The organism is Flavobacterium nackdongense, assembly GCF_004355225.1.
Taxonomy (GTDB): Bacteria; Bacteroidota; Bacteroidia; order Flavobacteriales; family Flavobacteriaceae; genus Flavobacterium; species Flavobacterium nackdongense.
The window spans coordinates 2,986,885-3,007,321 of the sequence record NZ_CP037933.1 but is presented as its reverse complement, the minus strand read 5'-3'; the positions used below and the strand labels follow the sequence as shown (position 1 = coordinate 3,007,321).

General features: G+C 36.0%; 20 protein-coding genes. 13 read left to right on the top strand and 7 right to left on the bottom strand.

All coding sequences use genetic code 11. The features are described from left to right. Positions 1–13: 13 nt before the first annotated feature. Positions 14–1,108, bottom strand: a complete 1,095-nt coding sequence (locus tag E1750_RS12810; RefSeq protein ID WP_133277160.1) for a diphosphomevalonate/mevalonate 3,5-bisphosphate decarboxylase family protein — start codon at positions 1,106–1,108, stop codon at positions 14–16. An 84-nt stretch (positions 1,109–1,192) separates the two neighbouring features. On the opposite strand from E1750_RS12810, the gene E1750_RS12805 reads away from it, so the two are divergent. Then, the gene (locus tag E1750_RS12805; RefSeq protein ID WP_133277159.1) at positions 1,193–1,669 is read left to right on the top strand and encodes a TspO/MBR family protein; all 477 of its coding nucleotides are present in this window, start codon (positions 1,193–1,195) and stop codon (positions 1,667–1,669) included. Positions 1,670–1,732: 63 nt separating this feature from the next. Here E1750_RS12805 and fbp read toward each other — a convergent pair whose 3' ends face one another. Continuing rightward, positions 1,733–2,752, bottom strand: coding sequence for a class 1 fructose-bisphosphatase (gene fbp, locus E1750_RS12800; protein ID WP_133277158.1), 1,020 nt, complete (start codon positions 2,750–2,752; stop codon positions 1,733–1,735). A gap of 148 nt (positions 2,753–2,900) precedes the next feature. On the opposite strand from fbp, the gene E1750_RS12795 reads away from it, so the two are divergent. From E1750_RS12795 to E1750_RS12775, 5 genes are all read left to right on the top strand, one after another. After that, a complete protein-coding gene (locus tag E1750_RS12795) occupies positions 2,901–3,374 on the top strand; it encodes a GNAT family N-acetyltransferase (RefSeq protein ID WP_133277157.1) in 474 nt (157 codons plus the stop codon). Between the two features lie 57 nt (positions 3,375–3,431). Next, positions 3,432–4,688, top strand: coding sequence for an aspartate kinase (locus tag E1750_RS12790; RefSeq protein ID WP_133277156.1), 1,257 nt, complete (start codon positions 3,432–3,434; stop codon positions 4,686–4,688). A gap of 184 nt (positions 4,689–4,872) precedes the next feature. Next, a complete protein-coding gene (locus E1750_RS12785) occupies positions 4,873–8,286 on the top strand; it encodes a hypothetical protein (RefSeq protein WP_133277155.1) in 3,414 nt (1,137 codons plus the stop codon). Positions 8,287–8,361: 75 nt separating this feature from the next. Then, the gene (locus E1750_RS12780) at positions 8,362–8,949 is read left to right on the top strand and encodes a hypothetical protein (protein ID WP_133277154.1); all 588 of its coding nucleotides are present in this window, start codon (positions 8,362–8,364) and stop codon (positions 8,947–8,949) included. 142 nt (positions 8,950–9,091) lie between these two features. Next, the gene (locus tag E1750_RS12775; RefSeq protein ID WP_133277153.1) at positions 9,092–10,159 is read left to right on the top strand and encodes a glycosyltransferase; all 1,068 of its coding nucleotides are present in this window, start codon (positions 9,092–9,094) and stop codon (positions 10,157–10,159) included. Positions 10,160–10,179: 20 nt separating this feature from the next. Here E1750_RS12775 and E1750_RS12770 read toward each other — a convergent pair whose 3' ends face one another. Beyond that, positions 10,180–11,205 carry a LacI family DNA-binding transcriptional regulator gene (locus E1750_RS12770; protein ID WP_133277152.1) on the bottom strand — a complete coding sequence of 342 codons (1,026 nt, stop codon included), beginning with the start codon at positions 11,203–11,205 and terminating at the stop codon, positions 10,180–10,182. 128 nt (positions 11,206–11,333) lie between these two features. Beyond that, positions 11,334–12,827 carry a glutamate racemase gene (locus E1750_RS12765; protein ID WP_133277151.1) on the bottom strand — a complete coding sequence of 498 codons (1,494 nt, stop codon included), beginning with the start codon at positions 12,825–12,827 and terminating at the stop codon, positions 11,334–11,336. A gap of 514 nt (positions 12,828–13,341) precedes the next feature. Between E1750_RS12765 and rplM the strand changes: the two genes are divergently transcribed. The 6 genes from rplM to E1750_RS12735 all read left to right on the top strand — a co-directional run bounded on the left by rplM (position 13,342) and on the right by E1750_RS12735 (position 17,637). Beyond that, a complete protein-coding gene (gene rplM, locus E1750_RS12760; RefSeq protein WP_133277150.1) occupies positions 13,342–13,797 on the top strand; it encodes a 50S ribosomal protein L13 in 456 nt (151 codons plus the stop codon). Then, positions 13,797–14,183, top strand: coding sequence for a 30S ribosomal protein S9 (rpsI, locus tag E1750_RS12755; RefSeq protein ID WP_133277149.1), 387 nt, complete (start codon positions 13,797–13,799; stop codon positions 14,181–14,183). The genes rplM and rpsI overlap by 1 nt, the downstream gene beginning before the upstream one ends. Before the next feature lie 226 nt (positions 14,184–14,409). After that, positions 14,410–15,213, top strand: coding sequence for a 30S ribosomal protein S2 (rpsB, locus tag E1750_RS12750; RefSeq protein WP_133277148.1), 804 nt, complete (start codon positions 14,410–14,412; stop codon positions 15,211–15,213). Between the two features lie 136 nt (positions 15,214–15,349). Beyond that, complete coding sequence (tsf, locus tag E1750_RS12745) at positions 15,350–16,174, top strand: translation elongation factor Ts (RefSeq protein WP_133277147.1); 825 nt, start codon at positions 15,350–15,352, stop codon at positions 16,172–16,174. Between the two features lie 180 nt (positions 16,175–16,354). Then, positions 16,355–17,077: a hypothetical protein gene (locus E1750_RS12740; protein WP_133277146.1), complete on the top strand. Its 723-nt coding sequence runs from the start codon at positions 16,355–16,357 to the stop codon at positions 17,075–17,077. Beyond that, entirely contained in the window at positions 17,077–17,637 is a 561-nt protein-coding gene (locus tag E1750_RS12735; RefSeq protein ID WP_133277145.1) for a DNA-3-methyladenine glycosylase I, read from the top strand. The genes E1750_RS12740 and E1750_RS12735 overlap by 1 nt, the downstream gene beginning before the upstream one ends. 6 nt (positions 17,638–17,643) lie before the next feature. On the opposite strand, the gene E1750_RS12730 is transcribed toward E1750_RS12735, so the two are convergent. Both E1750_RS12730 and aat read right to left on the bottom strand, forming a co-directional pair. Beyond that, the gene (locus E1750_RS12730) at positions 17,644–18,435 is read right to left on the bottom strand and encodes an MOSC domain-containing protein (RefSeq protein WP_133277144.1); all 792 of its coding nucleotides are present in this window, start codon (positions 18,433–18,435) and stop codon (positions 17,644–17,646) included. Between the two features lie 80 nt (positions 18,436–18,515). Then, positions 18,516–19,154 carry a leucyl/phenylalanyl-tRNA--protein transferase gene (aat, locus tag E1750_RS12725; protein WP_133277143.1) on the bottom strand — a complete coding sequence of 213 codons (639 nt, stop codon included), beginning with the start codon at positions 19,152–19,154 and terminating at the stop codon, positions 18,516–18,518. 75 nt (positions 19,155–19,229) lie between these two features. Between aat and E1750_RS12720 the strand changes: the two genes are divergently transcribed. Then, positions 19,230–19,967 (top strand): phosphatase PAP2 family protein, encoded by a 738-nt coding sequence (locus E1750_RS12720; protein WP_133277142.1) that lies wholly within the window; start codon positions 19,230–19,232, stop codon positions 19,965–19,967. Positions 19,968–20,024: 57 nt separating this feature from the next. On the opposite strand, the gene E1750_RS12715 is transcribed toward E1750_RS12720, so the two are convergent. After that, positions 20,025–20,405 carry a DUF3127 domain-containing protein gene (locus E1750_RS12715; RefSeq protein WP_133277141.1) on the bottom strand — a complete coding sequence of 127 codons (381 nt, stop codon included), beginning with the start codon at positions 20,403–20,405 and terminating at the stop codon, positions 20,025–20,027. Positions 20,406–20,437 lie beyond the last annotated feature (32 nt).

Genomic DNA, 20,437 nt, shown 5'->3' with positions numbered 1-20,437 from the left:
TTGAGCTCTATTACTATTGATTTTTTTCAGATCCAATCCCAATCTGGTCACAAATATAATGACCATTTTGACAATAGCCAACTAATTCAGTTTTAATTAATTGCAAAACACTTTCTTTCACCGATTCTGGATATAAAACGTGAACATTGGCACCGGCATCAAGAGTGAAACAAACCGGTATTTTCGTCTCGTTTCTGAACTTCCAAATTCGATTAATAATCTCCAATGTGTTCGGTTTCATCAAGATAAAATACGGAATCGAAGTCATCATCATCGAGTGTAAAGTCAATGCTTCGCTTTCGACGATGGTGATGAATTCCTCTAGATTTCCACTTTCGAAAACGCTAATTAATTGATCCAAATTTTCGTGAGCTTGCTCGAATCGCCTTTCGGCAAATGGATGATTGTGCATTAAATTATGACCAATAGAGCTCGAAACTTGCTTTTCGCCTTTGTCCACCAATAAAATGGTGTCTTGAAAATTCTTGAAATTCTCGTGAATGGCATTTGGAAATTCCACGCCAAACAAATCCGAGCTTCCTTTTATATTTTTATGTTCGCCCCAAACCACTACTTCTCCTTTTACACTTCGGCAAGCACTTCCGGAGCCCAAACGCGCTAAGAAAGAGGCTTTTTGATAAAAATAATCTTCGGTCATTTCGGGGTTTAATGCTTTTTCTAAGCTCATCAAGTTCATTGCTAAAGCCGCCATTCCTGAAGCCGATGAAGCAATTCCGGAACTATGCGGAAAGGTGTTTTGAGTATCAATCGTAAAATGATAGTCTTTCAAAAACGGTAAATACACCAAAACTCTTTCAAAAAATTGTTCGATTTTGGGTTTGAATTCTTCTTTGGGTTTTCCTTCAAAAAGCAAGTCAAAAGAGAAAGTGTCTTGACTTTGTTTTTTGGCGAAAGCCAATTTGGTAATCGTTTTACAATTATTCAAAGTAAAACTCACCGAAGGATTAGCCGGAATTTGCTGCCCTTTCCCTTCTTTTTTGCCCCAATATTTCACCAAAGCAATGTTGCTTGGCGAACTCCATTCGAATTTTCCAGTTTCGATAGATTGGGAATATTTATGCGGAATAAAATCGTTTTCTGAAAACATCAATGTGAAATTTGCGCAAAGATACTGATTTCTTTATTTGTTGATTCCTTCAAAGTTTTGATTAATTTTGGAAAAAAATTAAAGATGAATAAAATTTCCAAAATTTTAGTTGTGGTGGTCACCTGTTTGGTGGTAGGTTATTTTTCGGGAATGGTCACCCGTTCTGCAATAGCGACTTGGTATCCCACCTTGATAAAACCCAGTTTTAATCCGCCCAATTGGATTTTCGCACCCGTTTGGACAATGCTTTATACGATGATGGGCGTTGCGGCAGGGTTGGTTTGGAACCGAATAGAACAGGAAAAAGATGCCGTTACAAATGCCTTAGTTTTCTTTGCAATTCAACTGGGATTGAACGCCCTGTGGTCGTATTTGTTCTTTGGTTTGAAAAACCCAATGTTGGCTGGCATCGAAATCATTGTTTTATGGCTGATGATTTATGAAACGTATAACAAATTTGTAAAAATCAATAAGATAGCTGGTTATTTATTAATTCCATACCTGCTATGGGTGAGTTTTGCCACGGTTTTGAATGCCAGTATTTGGTGGTTGAATCGATAACTTTCAAATTTTTTTAAAACAATGAAGCTCACCAATTGGTGAGCTTCATTGTTTTTTAAAGCATTAGTATTTACTCAATTTGGCCAATCGCATAAATTCTTCCGCTTTTTCTACCATATTGTAACTTCCACAGAAGAAAGGGGCCCTTTCGTGTAATTCAGTAGGTTGAATTTCCATTATTCTATTAAAACCATCCGATGCTTTTCCGCCTGCTTGTTCCACAATAAATGCCATAGGATTGCATTCATAAAGCAACCGCAATTTACCTTTTGGTGATTTTGAACTCGTTGGATACAAATAAATCCCACCTTTGAGCATATTTCTATGAATGTCCGAAACCAAACTTCCGATATATCTTGAAGTATAAGGTCTTTCCTCCTCTTCGAGCTGACAATATTTGATATAATCTTTCACCCCTTGCGGAAAATGCACATAATTCCCTTCGTTGATAGAATAAATAATTCCGTCTTTTGGAAATTGAATATTAGGGTGCGAAAGGTAAAATGTTCCGATGGCTGGGTTGAGAGTAAATCCGTTTACACCGTGACCTGTGGTATAAACCAACATCGTCGAGGTGCTATAAATCACATAGCCCGCTGCCACTTGATTGATTCCAGGCTGCAAAAAATCCTCGATTGTAACCGGTGTCCCGATAGGCGAAATTCTACGATAAACCGAAAAAATGGTTCCAACAGAAACATTCACATCAATGTTCGATGACCCATCGAGCGGATCCATCAAGACTACGTATTTATTATTATGGCAATTGTCATTCCCCTCGACGGTGATGTATTCGTCGTTTTCTTCGGATGCAATACCGCAAACAATTTCGCGATTTACGAGCGTTTGAATAAAAACTTCGTTTGCATAAACATCTAATTTTTGTTGGTCTTCTCCTTGTATATTTTGAGCTCCAGCTGCCCCAATAATATCAACTAATCCCGCTTTGTTTACCTTATAATTGACTACCTTAGCAGCTAGCCGAATGGAATTGATAATTCGGGATAATTCACCCGACGAATATTGAAATGCTGATTGATTTTCGATAATAAATTCACCGAGAGTTTTGTTGCGTTCTTCCATAATGAAATCGTTGTAGTTGTTTTGAAGTCACAAATATCGGGTTTTTTGTGAAATCGGAAATATTTTATTCCTTTCCTTTAACAGAATTGTATATTTGCCATTTATTTTACTAAATTTTCTCTAATAACCATTTTTTAGGTAAAAAATTATGAATATCAGAAAAGGAAATCCCACAGATATGCAAGCCGTTTTGGGACTTATTCAAGAATTGGCCGTTTTCGAAAACGAACCTGATGCCGTGCTTATTACGGCGGAAGATTTAATTCGTGATGGTTTTTCTGAAACACCTTTATTTCACCTATTTGTTGCCGAAGTGGCATCAGAGGTTGTGGGCATTGCTTTGTATTATTACCGCTATTCTACTTGGAAAGGAAAAACAATTCACTTGGAAGATCTTGTGGTGAAAGAAAAAATGCGCGGTTCAGGAATAGGTTTTGCCTTGTATTCTGAAATTATCAAACAAGGCAAGAAAGATAAGGTACGAAGAATTGAATGGGCAGTATTAGACTGGAACACGCCTGCCATAGATTTTTATATAAAATCAGGTGCAAAAATACTCGACGATTGGAGAGTGGCTCAAATGGACGAAGCGGGAATTGACGCCTTTTTAGAAAATAATTAATTTAAAAAACTCCAAATTTGGAATTTGGAATTTAAAATATTGAAATTTTAAGAGTTTATGAGAGTATTCAAATTTGGTGGAGCATCAGTAAAAGATGCCGCAGGAATAAAAAACGTTTACGACGTTTTACAAAAAGTAGGTTACGAAGATGTGTTGTTGGTAGTCTCGGCAATGGGAAAAACAACAAACGCTCTGGAAGAAGTAATAAAAAACTATTTTGAAAAATCGGAAGAGTTAAACGCCTCCGTTCAAGAAGTAAAAAAATACCACAATCAAATTTTGTTGGATTTATTCGAGGATGAAAAAAATGAAGTTTTTGCTGGTGTAAATAAGCTGTTTTCTGAATTAGAATATTTTTTGGCTCACAACAAATCGCCGAATTACAATTTTGTTTATGACCAAATTGTAAGTTATGGTGAATTGATTTCGACCACAATTTTGAGTCATTTTATGAATTTTATGGGCATCAAAACCCAATGGCTTGATGTGCGCAATTTCATCAAAACCAATTCGAATTACAGAGATGCCGAAGTTGATTGGGAATTGACTCAGAAAAACATTGCCAAAAATGTAAAGAAAAAAATGCTCAACATTACGCAAGGATTTTTGGGTTCTGACGAAAACAATTTCACTACAACACTAGGTCGTGAAGGCTCCGATTATACTGCCGGAATATTTGCGTATTGCCTCAATGCCGAAAGTGTTACCATTTGGAAAGACGTTCCGGGAGTGATGAATGCCGACCCAAGATATTTTGAAAATGCGAGCTTACTAAACCATATCTCCTATCGTGAAGCAATTGAAATGGCATTCTACGGAGCGACGGTTATTCACCCAAAAACGTTGCAACCGCTACAGAAAAAGGAAATTCCTTTGTATGTAAAATCATTTATAAATCCTATGCTGGCGGGAACTTGTGTTTCAAAAGGCTCTGATTCGGAATGGCAAATCCCTAGTTTTATTGTCAAAAGAAACCAGCTTTTGATTTCGCTTTCATCGATCGATTTCTCTTTTATTATGGAAGAAAACATCAGCGAAATCTTTGCTTTGTTTCACCAATTCAAATTGAAAGTCAATTTAATTCAGAATTCCGCCATCAGTTTTTCGGTTTGTGTGGAAGATAAATTTGGCAATTTCAAAGATTTAAATCCAATTTTGGCCAAAAAATTCAAAGTAGATTTTGATGAAAATGTGACACTTTACACGATCAGACATTTTAATGAAAAAGCTGCTCAAACTGTAGAACAAAACAAAACGGTTTTGCTAAAACAAGTAAGCCGCGAAACGATGCAGATTGTGACAAAGGAAAATTAGAAATCCTCACCCCAGCCGTCTCCAAGGGAGAGGGAGCCTAAACTATTAAAACAATTTCAACCGCAAATTCTCAAATTTAAAATTTGTGAATTTGTGGTTTTTTTGTAGATTAAATATCCAATTTCCCGATTTGTTTTTTCCCAATTATAAATACTACTTTTGACACTTTGGAGTTAAAGTATTTATGTTGAAATATTTCTTGATTTTGATGGCAATTCTTTGTATTTCTGAGCTCCAAGCTCAGGAAGACAATTCGTTGTACAAAACCAAAAAAGTTCCGATTTCTCGAGACAGCATTCAGATCGAAAATGAAAGCCTCAATCCCAGTTTTTTCAAATTGCTTGACGCCAATGACAAAATCATCGACAGCACCGATTACAAAATAAATTTCGAAAAAGGAATCCTAGTTTTAAGCGAAAAAATCACTTCGAATACTGGATTTGTGACGGCTCAATATCTTAAATTACCCTCTTTTTTAACTAAAGAATATCAAATCTATGATTCCAGTAAAGTCATCAGCAATCAGGCAGCTGCCGGCGAATTATATGCGGTAGAAGGCAACGCTACAAAAAAAACCAAGCCGTTGGAGGGCTTGAATACTTCGGGTAGCATCTCGCGTGGCATTACCATTGGCAACAATCAAAATTCGGTCTTAAATTCGAATTTAGATTTGCAAATCACCGGAAAATTATCCGATAAAGTGAGTTTACGCGCTTCCTTACAAGACAATAATATTCCCTTGCAAGACGGTGGATATTCACAAAAACTAGATCAATTCGATAATGTTTTTATGGAACTTTTTAGCAATCAGTGGAACATTCGAGCAGGAGATCTCTTTCTAGAAAATCGCGCCACCCAATTTCTAAATTTCAACAAAAAAGCTCAAGGTCTTTCGAGTAGTTTCAATTTCGGAAATGAAGATAGTAAGACTAACATTTTTGCCTCAGCAGCTTTAGTGCGAGGTCAATATTCGAAAAGTAGTTTTGTAGGTCAAGAAGGCAATCAAGGACCCTACAAACTCATTGGACAAAATGGTGAACTGTATATTCTGGTTATTTCCGGTTCCGAGCGGGTTTTTGTCAATGGGATTCTTCTGACCCGAGGCGAAAACAAAGACTACACCATCGATTATAACGCAGGAGAAATCATATTTACCCCTTTATTTACCATTACTTCCGAAATGCGGATCACGGTTGAGTATCAATATTCTGAACAAAATTACACCCGATTAGTGACTTATGCAGGAGGAACTCACGAAAGTAAAAAATGGAGTTTTGGCGGCTATTTATATTCAGAAAATGACCTGAAAAATCAGCCATTGCAACAATCGCTTTCGGCAGAGCAAACCCAAATTTTGGCAGATGCTGGCGATAATACCAATTTGATGGTGGCACCATCGGCCTATTTGGATTCATATTCAGATAATAAAATTCTTTACAAAAAAACTGTCGAAAACGGAGTCGAATATTTCGAATATTCCAATAATCCTCAGGATGTTTTGTACAATGTTCGCTTCAGTCAAGTAGCTCAAAATAAAGGAAATTATGTGCTAAAAAGCAATGCGGCCATTGGTAAAATTTACGAATACGTTGCCCCCATAAATGCCATTCCGCAAGGAAATTATGCCGCCGTGGTACAGCTGGTGGCTCCACTAAAAATTCAGGTGGCCACCTTTTTGGGAAAATACAATCCGAACGAAAAAACGACCGTGGATTTTGAATTTGGATTAAGTAACAATGATAAAAACCTGTTTTCATCCTTAGACGACACGAATAATAAAGGTTTGGCGACGAAAATAAATGCGAAGCAACGGCTGTTTTCAAAAAAATGGAACGTCGATGCTTTTGCCAATTATCAGTTTGTGCAAAAGAATTTCAGTACGGTGGAGCGTCTTTATAATATCGAATTCAGTCGAGATTGGAACCTTGGCGCAACCACAACTGGCAATCAAAGCTATTTGATTTCGGGCTTATTGATGGCATTACCTCAAAAAGGAAATTTGACCTACCAATTTGAAAAACTCGATTTCTCGGAAAGTTTCGCCGGTAGTCGTCATATTCTCAACGCTTTTTTTAACTTAAAAGATTGGAACATCAAGAGTCGAGGCAGTTATTTGAATAGTGATGCGAGCACCTCCACCTCAAAATTCTTGAGAAACCAGACCCAAATCAAATATCATTTCAAGAAAAACTGGATGGGCACGAGTCTGAACTTAGAAGATAATCAAGAAAAAGATAAAACCACCAATCAGTTTTCGGCTTTGAGCCAACGATTTACAGAATATGGTTTTTTTGCCGGTCGTGGCGACAGCACCAAAGTTTTTGTCGAATTGGGTTATTTCAGAAGGATGAATGATAGTTTGCAAAACGGAATCATTCAACGTGTCAACAACTCTCAAACCATCGCTTTGAAATCAAAATTAATTCAAACCAGCAAAGCAGACTTAAGCCTTTTTGCCAATTATCGTGTTTTGGATTTTGTAGCTGCAGACAAAAAAAATGAGCCGTCGTTGAATTCGAGAATGGTGTATAACGACCGTTTTTTCAATCAACTCGTACAATGGACAACCGTATTTGAGACCAATTCGGGTTCCATTCCACAACAGGAATTTACCTACCTAGAAGTCCCAATCGGACAAGGAGTTTATACTTGGAACGATTATAACGGCAATGGAATACAGGAATTAGAGGAGTTCGAAGTGGCGCCTTTTGTGGATCAAGCGAAATACATTAGAATCTATTTACCCAACCGCATTTATATCAAAACACATCAAAATAAATTCTCCCAGTCGCTTACTTTAAATCCCAATCAGTGGCAAAATAAAGCCGGTTTCAAAAAAATACTTTCCTATTTTTACAATCAAACCTCCTATCTTATCGATCGTAAAATAGAAAATAAAGGCGATAATTTTGATTTAAATCCCTTCAGTAAATCTGATGAAAATGTCTTGGGATTGAATTCCAGCTTTAGAAATAGTTTATTTTACAATCGAGGCAAACAAAAGCATTCGGTGACCTATACTTATGTGCAGAACCAAAATAAAAATTTGCTTTCCATAGGGTCACAAAATGCCAAAAATAGTTCGAATCAACTGCAATACAATCATTTGTATCGAAAAAGCTGGTTGTTCGGGATGTTTGCCAAAACCATTGAAACTGCATTGAACTCTGAGAATTATCCAGAAAAGAATTTTGAAATCAAAGGGTATCAATTGGCTCCAAAAATCAGTTATTTGTTCACCAAAAGCACCAGTTGGGATTTGTTTTATGAATTGCAAAACAAGGAAAATCGAATTGGAAATCTGGAAACTTTATTACAAAACCGATTTGGCACCGCCTTTACCTACGCTGGAAAAAAGAATTTTACAATGAATGGAGAAGTCTCGTTTTACCAAAATAATTATGATGGCAATGAATTCTCATCGGTAGGATTTCAGATGCTCGAAGGATTGCAAACGGGGCAAAACCTGACTTGGCGATTGCTTTTTCAGAAAAACTTAACCAATTTTCTTGATATCAACTTGAATTACCAAGGCAGGAAAAGTGAAACCAGTCAAGCCATTCATACCGGAAGTGTGCAGTTAAGAGCGTATTTTTAATAAAAAAAATTAAAAATTTACCTTGTACTACATTTTTTATTAACTTTAGTGTTCAAACTTAAAAATCAAATCATTATGAAAAAATTATTTTTATTATGCTTACTTTTTCTTTTTTCAGGCACTTTTTATGCCCAAGATTCTAAGTCGAAAAAAGAGCCTGCCAAAAAAGAAACTACCAAAAAGAAATCAGGCTATGATTATGATAAAGATGTACCTGTAAAATCAACCAAAAAAGAGAGTACAAAAAAATCAAGTACTACAAAAGAAACGGCTAAAAAAGAGTCGGCTTCTAAAGCAAGTGCTACAAAAGAAACAGCAAAAAAAGAAACCAGCAAAAAGAAATCAGGCTATGATCATGACAAAGATATTCCGGCAAAATCGACAGCTAAAAAAGAAAGCAGTAAATCAAAATCTGGCTACGATTATGACAAAAAGTCGAACAAATCGGATGTCAATAAAATTGATGCTAAAATAAAAGACGAAAAGTACACCAAAGGAAATGCTACTAAAAAAGAACCTAAACTAAAAGAATCTAACGAAAAAGCACCAAAAACTCCAGACAAAGTAACTGGTGAATACAAAGGCAAAAAAGTATATACCGGCTCAAGAGGTGGTAAATATTATATCAACAAAAACGGCAATAAAACCTATATCCAAGACTAATTTTGAAGAAATATAGAAAACTGTCCAAATTTAATTTTTTTGGGCAGTTTTTTTATACCTTAAATTAACAGTATGGTAATACTTTGAAAATATGATTCACTATTGATTTCCTATCTTTCGGGTATCAAATTACTTTACAAAAATGAATTTCACTACTGCCAATAAAACTATTTTGATAGCTCCGTTAAACTGGGGATTAGGACATGCAACGCGTTGTATTCCAATTATAAAAGCATTACAAGAAAATAATTATATCCCAATTATCGCTTCGGATGGGGTTGCGCTCGAATTATTGAAAAAAGAATTTCCGTACGTACAAACGCTCAAATTACCTTCCTATCAAATTGAATATGCCAAGAACGGAAAAAATTTTAAATGGAAATTATTGAAAAACGTTCCGGAAATGGTCAAAGCCGTGTGGAAAGAGGAAAAAAAGGTTCGGAAATGGATTAAGAAATATGATATCGACGGCATTATCTCCGATAACAGATTGGGCGTATTCAGTAAAAAAATACCTTCGGTTTATCTTACACACCAATTGAATGTGATGACGGGGAATACGACTTGGTTTACTAGTATTTTGCATCAGCATATTATCAAAAAACATAATGAATGCTGGGTTCCGGATGTAGAAGGACCAAAAAATTTAACTGGCAAATTAGGCCACATCGAACATCCTAATTTCAATTTGAAATACATTGGCCCTTTGAGCCGAATGCACAAAAAAGAAGTACCAAAACTATACGATTTGATGATTATCCTTTCGGGGCCTGAACCTCAGCGCAGTCTATTGGAAGAAAAGCTGAAAGAGGAAATTGTAAAATACAAAGGAAACGCGATTTTCATTAAAGGCATAGTCGAAAAGGAGCAAAAAAAAGAGCAAATAGACAATGTAACCTATTATAACTTTATGAATAGCAGACAATTGGAACAAACTTTTAACGAAAGTGAAACCGTGCTCTGCAGATCGGGTTATACCACAATTATGGACTTGACACAGCTCGGCAAAAAAGCCTTTTTTATTCCAACTCCAGGACAATACGAGCAAGAATATTTGGCCAAAAAACTAAAAGAAGAAGGCCTTGTTCCTTATGCGAAACAAGACCTTTTCTGTATTGAAAATCTGAATGAAATAGACAATTATCAAGGATTGACTCAGTTTGAAAACAGGATCAATTGGACTGCATTATTTCAGGTTTTTGAAACCTAAAAAATGCTAAAAACCCTGTACTACAATTTCTTGGTTGATTCCCGCTCTCTGAGTTGCGTTTTGATTACAAAAGTTTCATAGGGCAAATTCTCGTCCTTCGATTCTAATCTTTTGATCATTCTTCGGGCGGCTTCTTCCCCTATTTCGACACCATATTGACTCAAGGTTGACAAACTTGGAGACAATCTTCGGGAAGCAAGAATGCCATCGGCAAAACCAATAATCGATAACTCTTCGGGAACTTTATACCCTTTTTTAAGTCCAATTCTCAAAGAGGCAACCGAATCGTTTTCGGCCAGAGCGAATATTCCATCGACAGTATTGTTATCGAGCACAGCTCCTATTTTACTTTTTAAATCATCTTCAGAATCGGTGCGAACAATCAAATTAGGATTTACCGGAATGTTGTTGTTTTTCAAAGCTTGCAGATACCCTTCGACTCTGAGTTTTCCAACACTTAAATTGTCGATTGAAGAAAACAACGCAATATTTTTACAACCTGTATTAATAAGGTGTTGGGTGGCATTCAAGGCCGAATCAAAATCATCAACAATCACTTTGTCACAAATAATATCTTCGGCAATACGGTCGAACATCAAAATTGGAGTTCCTTCGTTAATAATTTCCTGAAAATGACTGTACTCTTGTAATTTTTGAGCTTCTTCAGAAATCGACAAAATAAAACCATCTATGGTTCCATTGCTCAACATATTAAGGGTGTTTGCTTCTTTTTTAAGCGATTCGTTCGAGATGCACATAATAACATTATATCCCATTTGGTCTGCAATTTTTTCGATTCCGCTGAATACTTTTGCAAAAAATGAATCCAAAATATTAGGAATAATCACACCTATAGTTTTTGTCGATCTGTTTTTAAGATTCAGACCAATTACATTGGGTTTGTAATTTTTAAGCTTGGCGTATTCTTTGATGCGAGTTTTGGTTTGTTCACTAATTTCAGGACTATCATTTAATGCTTTGGAAACCGTTGAAACAGAAACATTAAGTTCTTTAGCGATTTGTTTTAAAGTGGCTTTAGCTTTCATAAGAAAATTAGTTTTAAAGTGCTAAGGTAATAAAAAAACCATTGAATTATTTTTCTGTCTGTTATTAAAATAAGATAAAAATAGATTTTTATAGAAAACTTGAGGCAAACGATATTTCCTACCCATTATCACCATTTATCTGCTGGCGAGAGCAATTGATTTTGATTGGAAAAGAGCAAGAGTTCATAAATTTTTGGAATTTGTTTCTCCAATCGAAGGCTAGTTTCCAGCGGAATATTGGCTTTAGAAAACGGAACCGTTTGGATAAATTCTTGATTAGAACCAGCGTTTCTTCCGTATTTATAATCATACGTAAATCGTTTACCATTATCCTCGGTCACCACCTGAATATTCCTCAAATTAGGAATGCTAATATAAAAATCTGCTTGCATTTTTTTATCCAATTCGCTTAGCAATTTTTCGCGACGCAGATAATTATAGACTTCTTGTGCGGTAAAAACGGACGGATCAATCAATTGTACATTTTTAGAAAGAAGTTTGCGATACCTATATTTACCATCAACTTTGACTTTCCGCAGTTCAACTAAAACTTTTTGAATTTCATTTGTCAAAAATGGATAATGTGTACAGCCTAAAATTAGTGTCTTCAGCGGAAGCGCATCGGGAGTGGCTTTCATTTTTTCGAGTAAAGAAACGAGGTGATATCGGACATAGTTTTCGGGCGAGTTAATTTGCATTATGGTACATTGGTCCGTATGCTTAGCGTCGCAGAGCATTTTAAAATCAGAAAAATCAAAACCGTAAATTTTCAAAAGTGTTTTATTGATACTCAAATTATTTTGTTCCAAACTTGGTCCTTTATATAGGTCTCTGGGCTGGGTTGCTTTTTTGTCGATATAATTCAGGTCTTCATCCACAGCTTCGGCAAGACCCACACCGCCTTGGGTGAAAAATTGAATTTTTCCCTGGTATTTTTCGGATTCGATTAATTTTTTCAATGCATTTGTATATCCATTCGAAGCTACAGTTCCGGCAGTTGCAAAAACGCCAATGCTTCCGCTTTCGGATTTTTTGAAGGTAGCCAATGCGCCTTTGACACCGGCATTTATTACACCAATAACTTTTACTTTGGTTTGCGTTTTGTCTAAAAATTGCTCCATATCGGTCAATCCGTAAGCGGTTGCCGTATTGCAAGCGACGACCAAAACCTTGATTTGTTTTTTATTGGTAAACAACTCATTATTGTTATAGTATTTGTTTCCCAATAAAAATTGAGCGTCCTTAATAATATGTTCCTTCAGCAAATCGGTTTTGTTCATTGCCGCATAATTACCGTAAGGCATATTGGCTTGGTCGGCCAGATAAATAAAATCTTCAGCAGCAAAATCAGGAATTCCATCGCCCCCTTTTTGATGCGATGTATTATTATAGCTGTCTAAAGTTACAATAGCATTCAAAACCGTCAGTCCACCAGTCCCCGAATCAAAAACTCCAATGGGCATATTAGGCTGCAAAGCCGGGTATTTTTTGAAATCAGTATAATAAAAGCTAGTCTCATCCGATAAAATAGTGGTAACGATGGGCGTATTTTGGGGAAAGCCAAAATGGATTCCTAAATAGGTAGCAAGCAAATGGCAAAAAAAGATTTTAGAAAATTTCATATCCGGCGGGGTTTGTACTGCTTCAAAAATAAAACAAAATAACAACTTTGTGTTAAATAAAGTGATTTTACTAGAAATGTTGTGAAGTTTTTTTTACCACGTAGTTTATATTATGGTTCGAATTTAGATTTTATTTTTAGAAAGCTTCGCTTTTGCATCATAAACATAGCACTATCTGCAAAAAGAATTTTCTATGTCAATCTTTTTTAACAATTTCGATTACTTTTCTATGTGATTTAAAATAATATCAAATTTATTCTCATACCCAACCAAGTAGAACCAATAAAGTAAATAGTTCAGGCCAGTAGAACAAAAATTGAAACAATAAAAAGGCTTGCGATTCTCGGAAAGTGACGAAAAAGGAAATGAAAACAAATCATTCCAAAAAACAAAGGCTTTAAGAACTGATAATCAATATTAAATAAAAATTACCGACTATTTGGTTTTCAAAAAAATAATTGTACTTTTGCACTCCCTTTATTGGGAATGGAATGTTTAATTAAAATAAATTATTGTGAACGCATTAAGCTACAAAACAGTATCGACAAGCAAAGCAACCGCATCTAAAGAATGGATCGTGGTAGACGCTGACGGTCATAACTTAGGTCGTCTTGCAACTAAGGTCGCTATGATTCTTAGAGGTAAGTACAAGCCAAGTTATACCCCACACGTGGACTGTGGAGATAACGTAATTGTTATCAACTCAGAAAAAATCAACCTTACAGGTAACAAACTAAGTGAAAAAACTTATGTTCGTCACACTGGTTACCCTGGAGGACAAAGAACTTTAACTGCTAAAGTATTACAGGCAAAAAATCCTGCATTGTTAGTAGAAAAAGCAGTAAAAGGAATGTTACCTAAAAACAAATTAGGAGCAGAACTTTTCAGAAATTTAAATGTTGTTGTAGGACCAGAGCACAAACAAGGCGCTCAAAAACCTAGAACTGTTAACCTAAACGATCTTAAGTAATGGGAGTAATTCATAAAATTGGTAGAAGAAAAACCGCTGTTGCACGTGTATACGTTACAGAGGGAACAGGTGTAATCACTGTAAACAAAAAACCATTCGAAACGTATTTCCCAACTGCAACTTTACAGTACAAAGTGTTACAACCAATGTCTATGACGGAAAACGTAAGCAACTTTGATGTAAAAGTGAACGTTTACGGAGGTGGTTCAACTGGTCAAGCAGAAGCTGTAAGAATGGCTTTGGCAAGAGTAATGTGTGAAGTTGGCGAAGGAAACAGAGCTATCTTGAAACCAGAAGGTTTATTAACAAGAGACCCGAGAATGGTGGAACGTAAAAAATTCGGTCAGAAGAAAGCTCGTAAGAGATTCCAATTCTCTAAACGTTAATATTGCCTGTCTTGTGCAATTTGCGCAAGATTTACTGATAATAAATTTAAAAACAATGTTGTTGTTGCTCGCTGAGGCGAGAATTAGTTTAGCATCTAAATGGGTTGCAGAAGTTAGAAGTGAGAAGTTAGAAGTTGGAAGTTTTAAAAAACTACCAACCACAAACTACAAACTAATAACCTTAAAAAACACATTGCTAATCAACAGAACGTAAACTAAACAAAAAATGTCAAACAAAGTAGAAGTAAAAGAATTACTAGAAGCAGGTGTTCATTTCGGACACATGACTAGAAAATGGGATCCAAATATGGCTCCATACATATATATGGAACGTAATGGAATTCACATTATCAATCTATATAAAACTGCTGCAAAAATCGAAGAAGCTAACGAAGCTTTGAAAAAAATTGCAGCATCTGGTAGAAAAATATTATTCGTAGCTACCAAAAAACAAGCTAAAGATATCGTTGCTGACAAAGCAGCAGCTTGTAACATGCCTTACATCACTGAAAGATGGCCAGGCGGAATGTTGACCAACTTCGTAACCATCCGTAAAGCTGTTAAAAAAATGGCTACTATTGATAAGATGAAGAAAGACGGAACATTTATGACGCTTTCTAAAAAAGAGCGTTTGCAAGTAGATCGTCTTCGTGCTAAATTAGAGAAAAACTTAGGCTCAATTGCTGATATGTCCAGACTTCCTGCTGCCTTGTTCGTAGTAGATATCAAAGCGGAACACATTGCTATAAAAGAAGCTCAAAAATTAAACATTCCAGTTTTTGCAATGGTGGATACTAATTCTGACCCAAGAGAGGTAGATTATGTTATCCCTGCCAATGATGATGCTTCTAAATCAATCGACAAAATTTTGTCTATTGTTACCGCTGCAGTTGTTGATGGACTATCGAATAGAGGTGCTGAAGCTGACGTTCAACCTGAAGCCAATGCTGAAGAAGTGGAAACTCCTGTAGCTGCAGTGGAAGAAACTGAGCCAACAGCTGAAGTTGAAGCTCCTGCAACTGAAGAATAAATCAATTTTTAAATTCCAAATTTTAAATTCCAAATTCCAAAAAAATTAGTAACGTTAAGTTGTTAATTTGCTAAAGTTGGAGTTTAGGATTTGAAAATTGGAATTTTTACTTTTATAACATTAAACACATTATATTATGGCAACAATTACTGCTGCAGACGTTAATAAATTAAGAACAATCACAGGTGCAGGTATGATGGACTGCAAAAAAGCACTTGTAGAATCAGACGGAGATTTCGATTTAGCTATCGAAAACTTACGTAAAAAAGGACAAAAAGTAGCCGCAAACCGCGCAGACAGAGAATCTACTGAAGGTGCTGTTATCGCTATTGTAAGTGCTGACAAAACTACTGGAGCTATCGTTTCTCTCAACTGCGAAACTGACTTCGTAGGTAAAAACGAATCATTCATTAAATTAGCTCAAGATTTTGCTGAATTAGCATTGAATTTTGACACTAAAGAAGCATTTTTAGCTGCTGATTTCAACGGAATTACTGTTGCTGAAAAATTAATCGAGCAAACTGGAGTTATTGGAGAAAAAATCGAAATCCGTTCATTCGAAAGATTAAATGGAACATTCATTGGTTCTTACATTCACGCTGGTAACAAAATCGCCACTTTGGTAGCCTTATCTGCAAACATTGCAGGTGCAGACGAAGCAGCAAGAAACGTAGCAATGCAAGCAGCAGCTATGTCTCCAATTGCTTTGAACGAAGCTGGTGTAGACGCTGACACAATTGCTAAAGAAATCGAAATTGCCAAAGACCTTTTGCGTCAAGAAGGAAAACCAGAAGCAATGTTAGACAATATTGCTAAAGGTAAATTGGCTCGTTTCTTTAAAGACAACACCTTAGTAAACCAAGATTATATCAAAGACAACAAAATGAGCGTTGCTGATTATGTAAAATCTTTAGACAAAGATCTTGTTGTTACAGGTTTCAAAAGAGCCGCATTGGGATAATTATAATTCATATTTCAATTCAAAAAGGGAGGTTTGTTCATTCAAACCTCCTTTTTTTTAACCAATTTGGCTTGCTTTGAAATTGGATTGGGTATAGCAATTTAAAGAACAATTTTTTTATCTTTGCTCATTATAATGCGAGCAATATTTGAATATAAAATTCATCAGCACATTCCAAAAATGAGAGACTACAAAAGAATACTTCTAGTGTTAATAATCACCCTCAGCATCATCAGCTGTGGCAGAAATAAAGAGGAAAACACCTCAAATCCTAGTCCAGAAAATGAGCAAAAAACAGAAAAAGAAACAACCGGAATTTCTAAAGATACGACGGTTGTAACCACTTCAACAGAGGAAAACGAGACAAAAGGCTCGGTTTTAAACAACGCTCGTTTTACTAAAAAACCAAAGCAAGCCACTGCCAACGAAAATACAAACACAAAACCTGGCGACGTACCCGAAGGCAATGAGGTAACTACTACCAGACCGAACAGCACGGTCGACACCAAAACAAAAAAAACTGCTACACCTTCAAAATATACTATCCAAAAAATATTAATTGGATGTAAAATAGGAGAAACACTCACACAGGATGAATTGTCTCAACATTTAGAAATACCAAAAGAAGCCATAAAATTAGTCAAAAGTATTACTAAAATTTCTGAAGATGAAATTGATATAAAATGGAATTCTACTTGGCTAGTGGAGAAAGTGTCCGATGCAAAATTCAAAGACGGAAGGCTTAAAGCTAGCATTATAAATAATACAGTATACATTTCTGGAGGAGCTATTGCCATTAAATATGACAGAAAAATTTACACGGACTTAGTTGTAAAAGGTAGAAAAGCTTACATTCCAACAGTAGAAGGATACTACTGGAAAATTGGCAACGGCAAAGACTAATGCAAGAACCTACACGATGCGGCTGGTGTTTATCCAGCGATTTGTACAAAGAATACCACGACAAAGAATGGGGTGTTCCAGTTTATGACGACCAAAAATTATTCGAATTCCTGATTCTCGAAACTTTTCAAGCGGGATTGAGTTGGATTACCATCTTAAATAAAAGAGAAAACTTTCAATCTGCTTTTGATGATTTCGATTATAAAAAAGTAGCTAATTATCCTGAAGAAAAAATTCAGGAATTAATACTTGATGCTGGAATTATCCGAAATCAATTGAAGATTCGAGCTGCCGTTTCGAATGCTCTTGCCTTTATGAAAGTGCAGGAAGAATTTGGCAGTTTCAGCAAATATATTTGGGGCTTTACAGACGGAAAACCAATCGACAACAAAAGACAATCCTTAAAAGAAGTTCCTGCTACTTCCCCACTCTCAGACGAAATTAGCAAAGATTTAAAAAAACGTGGATTCAAATTCGTAGGTTCAACCGTAGTATATGCTCATATGCAAGCCACAGGAATGGTCAACGATCACATCGAAGATTGCTGGAGAAAAAATTAAATCTCTTTAAAAAACCAAAGCATCGCCAACACTAATTTTACCTTCATTCAAACAGATAACATTCGTTCCAAAAAGAATTGAGTTGTCTCTTTTTCGATACGTACTCAAAGTATTTAAAGGTTCTTTTTTTACAATGGCATTCTTTGGATTCGTATTCACCATAATACATCGCCCGCAAGGTTTTGCATTTTTGAATTGCACAGTTCCAATTTGGAACTCGCCAAACGAGTCTTCTTCGTGAGCCACCGAACTACTAATGACAATATTGGGTCTAAATCTTGCCATCGTAATTTTTTCTTCCAGTTTTTCGTTTAAAAAATCTAAACTTTGGGTGCCAATTAGCATATACGGATAGCCATCGGCCAGGCTAACATTTATGGTGGTATTCAGCTTTGTGCACTCGTGTTTTCTGTCGCCGCTAGTGTTGATTTTAACCAATTTACAATCGAAACCAAGTGCTTCGCTAAACCATTTCGAAGTCGTTTTATTCACTTCGACGACTTGGGTTTCGTCATCCCAAACTTTTGAAAATAGAGGCTCATTTAAAGTTTCATTTATCAAAAATTCATGTTTTTTGTCGTGATGATTAATAGAAATTTTGCTTCCAATAACCATCGGATAAAACTGACTCAAAATCGGATGGTTTCTTTGCGTAATAAACTGATTGTGTTCGTCGATTAACATCCAACGTCGGTCATTTTCAAAACCCATTTCTTCAGCTTTCGCGCTTTCAACACGAATTCCAGCCAGACTTTTTATGGGGTAGATGTACAATTCTTTTACAGAGTACGTATTCATTTAGTATTCGTTTTATTGCAATTTAGGTTTTTAATATCTTTGTCAAAGTTTTGCATTTTGACGAGGATTAAATTTAATAATCATTTACTTTTTAGAAGTGCTATAAAATCATCTCTGGGTATTTCACGACAACCCAAACTTTCAAGATGTTCGTTGTACACTTGGCAATCCAAAAGGTTGTAGTTATCCTTTTTTAATTGATTTGCCAAAGCTATAAACGCAACTTTAGAAGCATTCGAAACTTTAGAAAACATACTTTCGCCACAAAAAACATGTCCCAAATCGATACCGTACAAACCACCGACCAACTCATCGTTTTGCCAAACCTCAACTGATTTGGCAATGCCCATTTCATTCAATTTGCAATAGGCTTCTACCATATCATTGGTAATCCAAGTCCCGTTTTGGCCTTCGCGTTTTATCTTTTGGCAATTGGAAATCACTTCTCTAAAACTCGTATTAAAAGTCAGCCTGAAAACATTTCGATTCAGAATGTTTCGCATACTTTTGGAAACGACCAATTCGTCAAAAAACAAAACCATTCTCGGATTAGGCGACCACCAATAAATGGGATCCCCTTCTTCAAACCAGGGAAAAATACCACTTTTGTAAGCCAAAAATAAACGTTCCGTTGATAAATCTCCACCAATGGCGAGAATTCCGTCCGGATAGGCCTGAGAAACGGGTGGGAAAAATAATTCTTCGGATAAAAAATACATAATAAAGGACAAAAGTATACATTTGGCAATGCAATTTACGTTTTAAAATTCAAACCTAAAATTTTTATAAATTCAATGAAAACCAAACTCACGACAGTTTTATTCTCTTTATCGGTTTTTATGGGAACTGCCCAATCCAAAGACACGATTAACACAATAAAAAATCGCGACAAACTCTCGTACAAGCAGTTTATAGTTCCTGCTGCACTGATCACAACTGGCGCTTTGATGGTGAACACGGCACTAAATGAGGATTTGCAAAAAAATGCCAACAACTTTTTCGGTAAAGATTTTAATACTAGTGCCGATGATTACCTTCAATTTGTACCTATTGCTCAAATCTATTTAGGAAAAACTTTTGGGTTTAAACCAAAGAACAATTTCAAACAGCAAACGATAAATATAATTGTAGCCAATACCATTACCGGAGCCGTCGTTTTTGCTACAAAAAACATTTGCAAAGAAGAAAGACCCGATCAATCGGACAATTTGAGTTTTCCATCAGGCCATACCGCATTAGCTTTTACAAATGCAGCTTTATTATATTATGAGTACAAAGATTCAAATGTATGGTATGCAAGTAGCGGGTTTTTATTTGCAACGGCCACAGGAATTCTACGAATAGCGAACAACAAACATTACACTTCCGATGTTCTTGCTGGTGCAGGAATCGGATTGGCATCGGGATTGATCGTTTCATATTGGAATCCATTTCAATCGATGACTTTTGGAAAAAAGAGCAAAACAACTGCTTTTGTATATCCACAAATTGGGAGTGAAATTGGCCTAGGAGCCTTAATTCAGCTGAATTGATTTCGGGAAAGCGCAAAAAAAATCCTTGAAAAATTTTCAAGGATTTTGACTCTTTATTTAGAAAGGCAAATCGTCTGGCTCTTCCTCGTTTAGACTATTGGCAGGCGGAAATGCAGCCGCTGCTGGCATCGGTGGAGTTTGAACTGGAGCCGCAGCCTCAGCCTGAACTTTTCCAATTCTCCATCCTTGAATAGTGTTGAAATAAACAGTTTCTCCTTGTGGATTTGTCCATTCACGACCTCTTAAATTGATATCTATTTTCACCGATTCACCTACTTGGAAATTGTTCAATAAATCGCATTTGTCTTGAACAAACTGAACCAAAATATGTTGTGGATATTGTTCGTCTGTTGTAACTACAACATCTCTTTTTTTGAAACCTGCTGATCCCACCTCTTTGGTTTGATCGATCATCTTAATTTTTCCTGTAACTTCCATCTTAAATTGTATTATTTGTGATACACAAATAT

Bases quoted from the DNA above. Each gene is read 5' to 3' on its own strand.
- rpsI (WP_133277149.1), top strand. From the start codon at position 13,797: ATGGGAGTAATTCATAAAATTGGTAGAAGAAAAACCGCTGTTGCACGT.
- tsf (WP_133277147.1), top strand. From the start codon at position 15,350: ATGGCAACAATTACTGCTGCAGACGTTAATAAATTAAGAACAATCACA.
- E1750_RS12775 (WP_133277153.1), top strand. From the start codon at position 9,092: ATGAATTTCACTACTGCCAATAAAACTATTTTGATAGCTCCGTTAAAC.
- E1750_RS12790 (WP_133277156.1), top strand. From the start codon at position 3,432: ATGAGAGTATTCAAATTTGGTGGAGCATCAGTAAAAGATGCCGCAGGA.
- E1750_RS12765 (WP_133277151.1), bottom strand. From the start codon at position 12,827: ATGAAATTTTCTAAAATCTTTTTTTGCCATTTGCTTGCTACCTATTTA.
- fbp (WP_133277158.1), bottom strand. From the start codon at position 2,752: ATGGAAGAACGCAACAAAACTCTCGGTGAATTTATTATCGAAAATCAA.
- E1750_RS12770 (WP_133277152.1), bottom strand. From the start codon at position 11,205: ATGAAAGCTAAAGCCACTTTAAAACAAATCGCTAAAGAACTTAATGTT.
- E1750_RS12785 (WP_133277155.1), top strand. From the start codon at position 4,873: ATGTTGAAATATTTCTTGATTTTGATGGCAATTCTTTGTATTTCTGAG.
- E1750_RS12735 (WP_133277145.1), top strand. From the start codon at position 17,077: ATGCAAGAACCTACACGATGCGGCTGGTGTTTATCCAGCGATTTGTAC.
- E1750_RS12715 (WP_133277141.1), bottom strand. From the start codon at position 20,405: ATGGAAGTTACAGGAAAAATTAAGATGATCGATCAAACCAAAGAGGTG.
- E1750_RS12740 (WP_133277146.1), top strand. From the start codon at position 16,355: ATGAGAGACTACAAAAGAATACTTCTAGTGTTAATAATCACCCTCAGC.
- E1750_RS12730 (WP_133277144.1), bottom strand. From the start codon at position 18,435: ATGAATACGTACTCTGTAAAAGAATTGTACATCTACCCCATAAAAAGT.
- rpsB (WP_133277148.1), top strand. From the start codon at position 14,410: ATGTCAAACAAAGTAGAAGTAAAAGAATTACTAGAAGCAGGTGTTCAT.
- E1750_RS12720 (WP_133277142.1), top strand. From the start codon at position 19,230: ATGAAAACCAAACTCACGACAGTTTTATTCTCTTTATCGGTTTTTATG.
- E1750_RS12805 (WP_133277159.1), top strand. From the start codon at position 1,193: ATGAATAAAATTTCCAAAATTTTAGTTGTGGTGGTCACCTGTTTGGTG.
- E1750_RS12795 (WP_133277157.1), top strand. From the start codon at position 2,901: ATGAATATCAGAAAAGGAAATCCCACAGATATGCAAGCCGTTTTGGGA.
- E1750_RS12810 (WP_133277160.1), bottom strand. From the start codon at position 1,108: ATGTTTTCAGAAAACGATTTTATTCCGCATAAATATTCCCAATCTATC.
- aat (WP_133277143.1), bottom strand. From the start codon at position 19,154: ATGTATTTTTTATCCGAAGAATTATTTTTCCCACCCGTTTCTCAGGCC.
- E1750_RS12780 (WP_133277154.1), top strand. From the start codon at position 8,362: ATGAAAAAATTATTTTTATTATGCTTACTTTTTCTTTTTTCAGGCACT.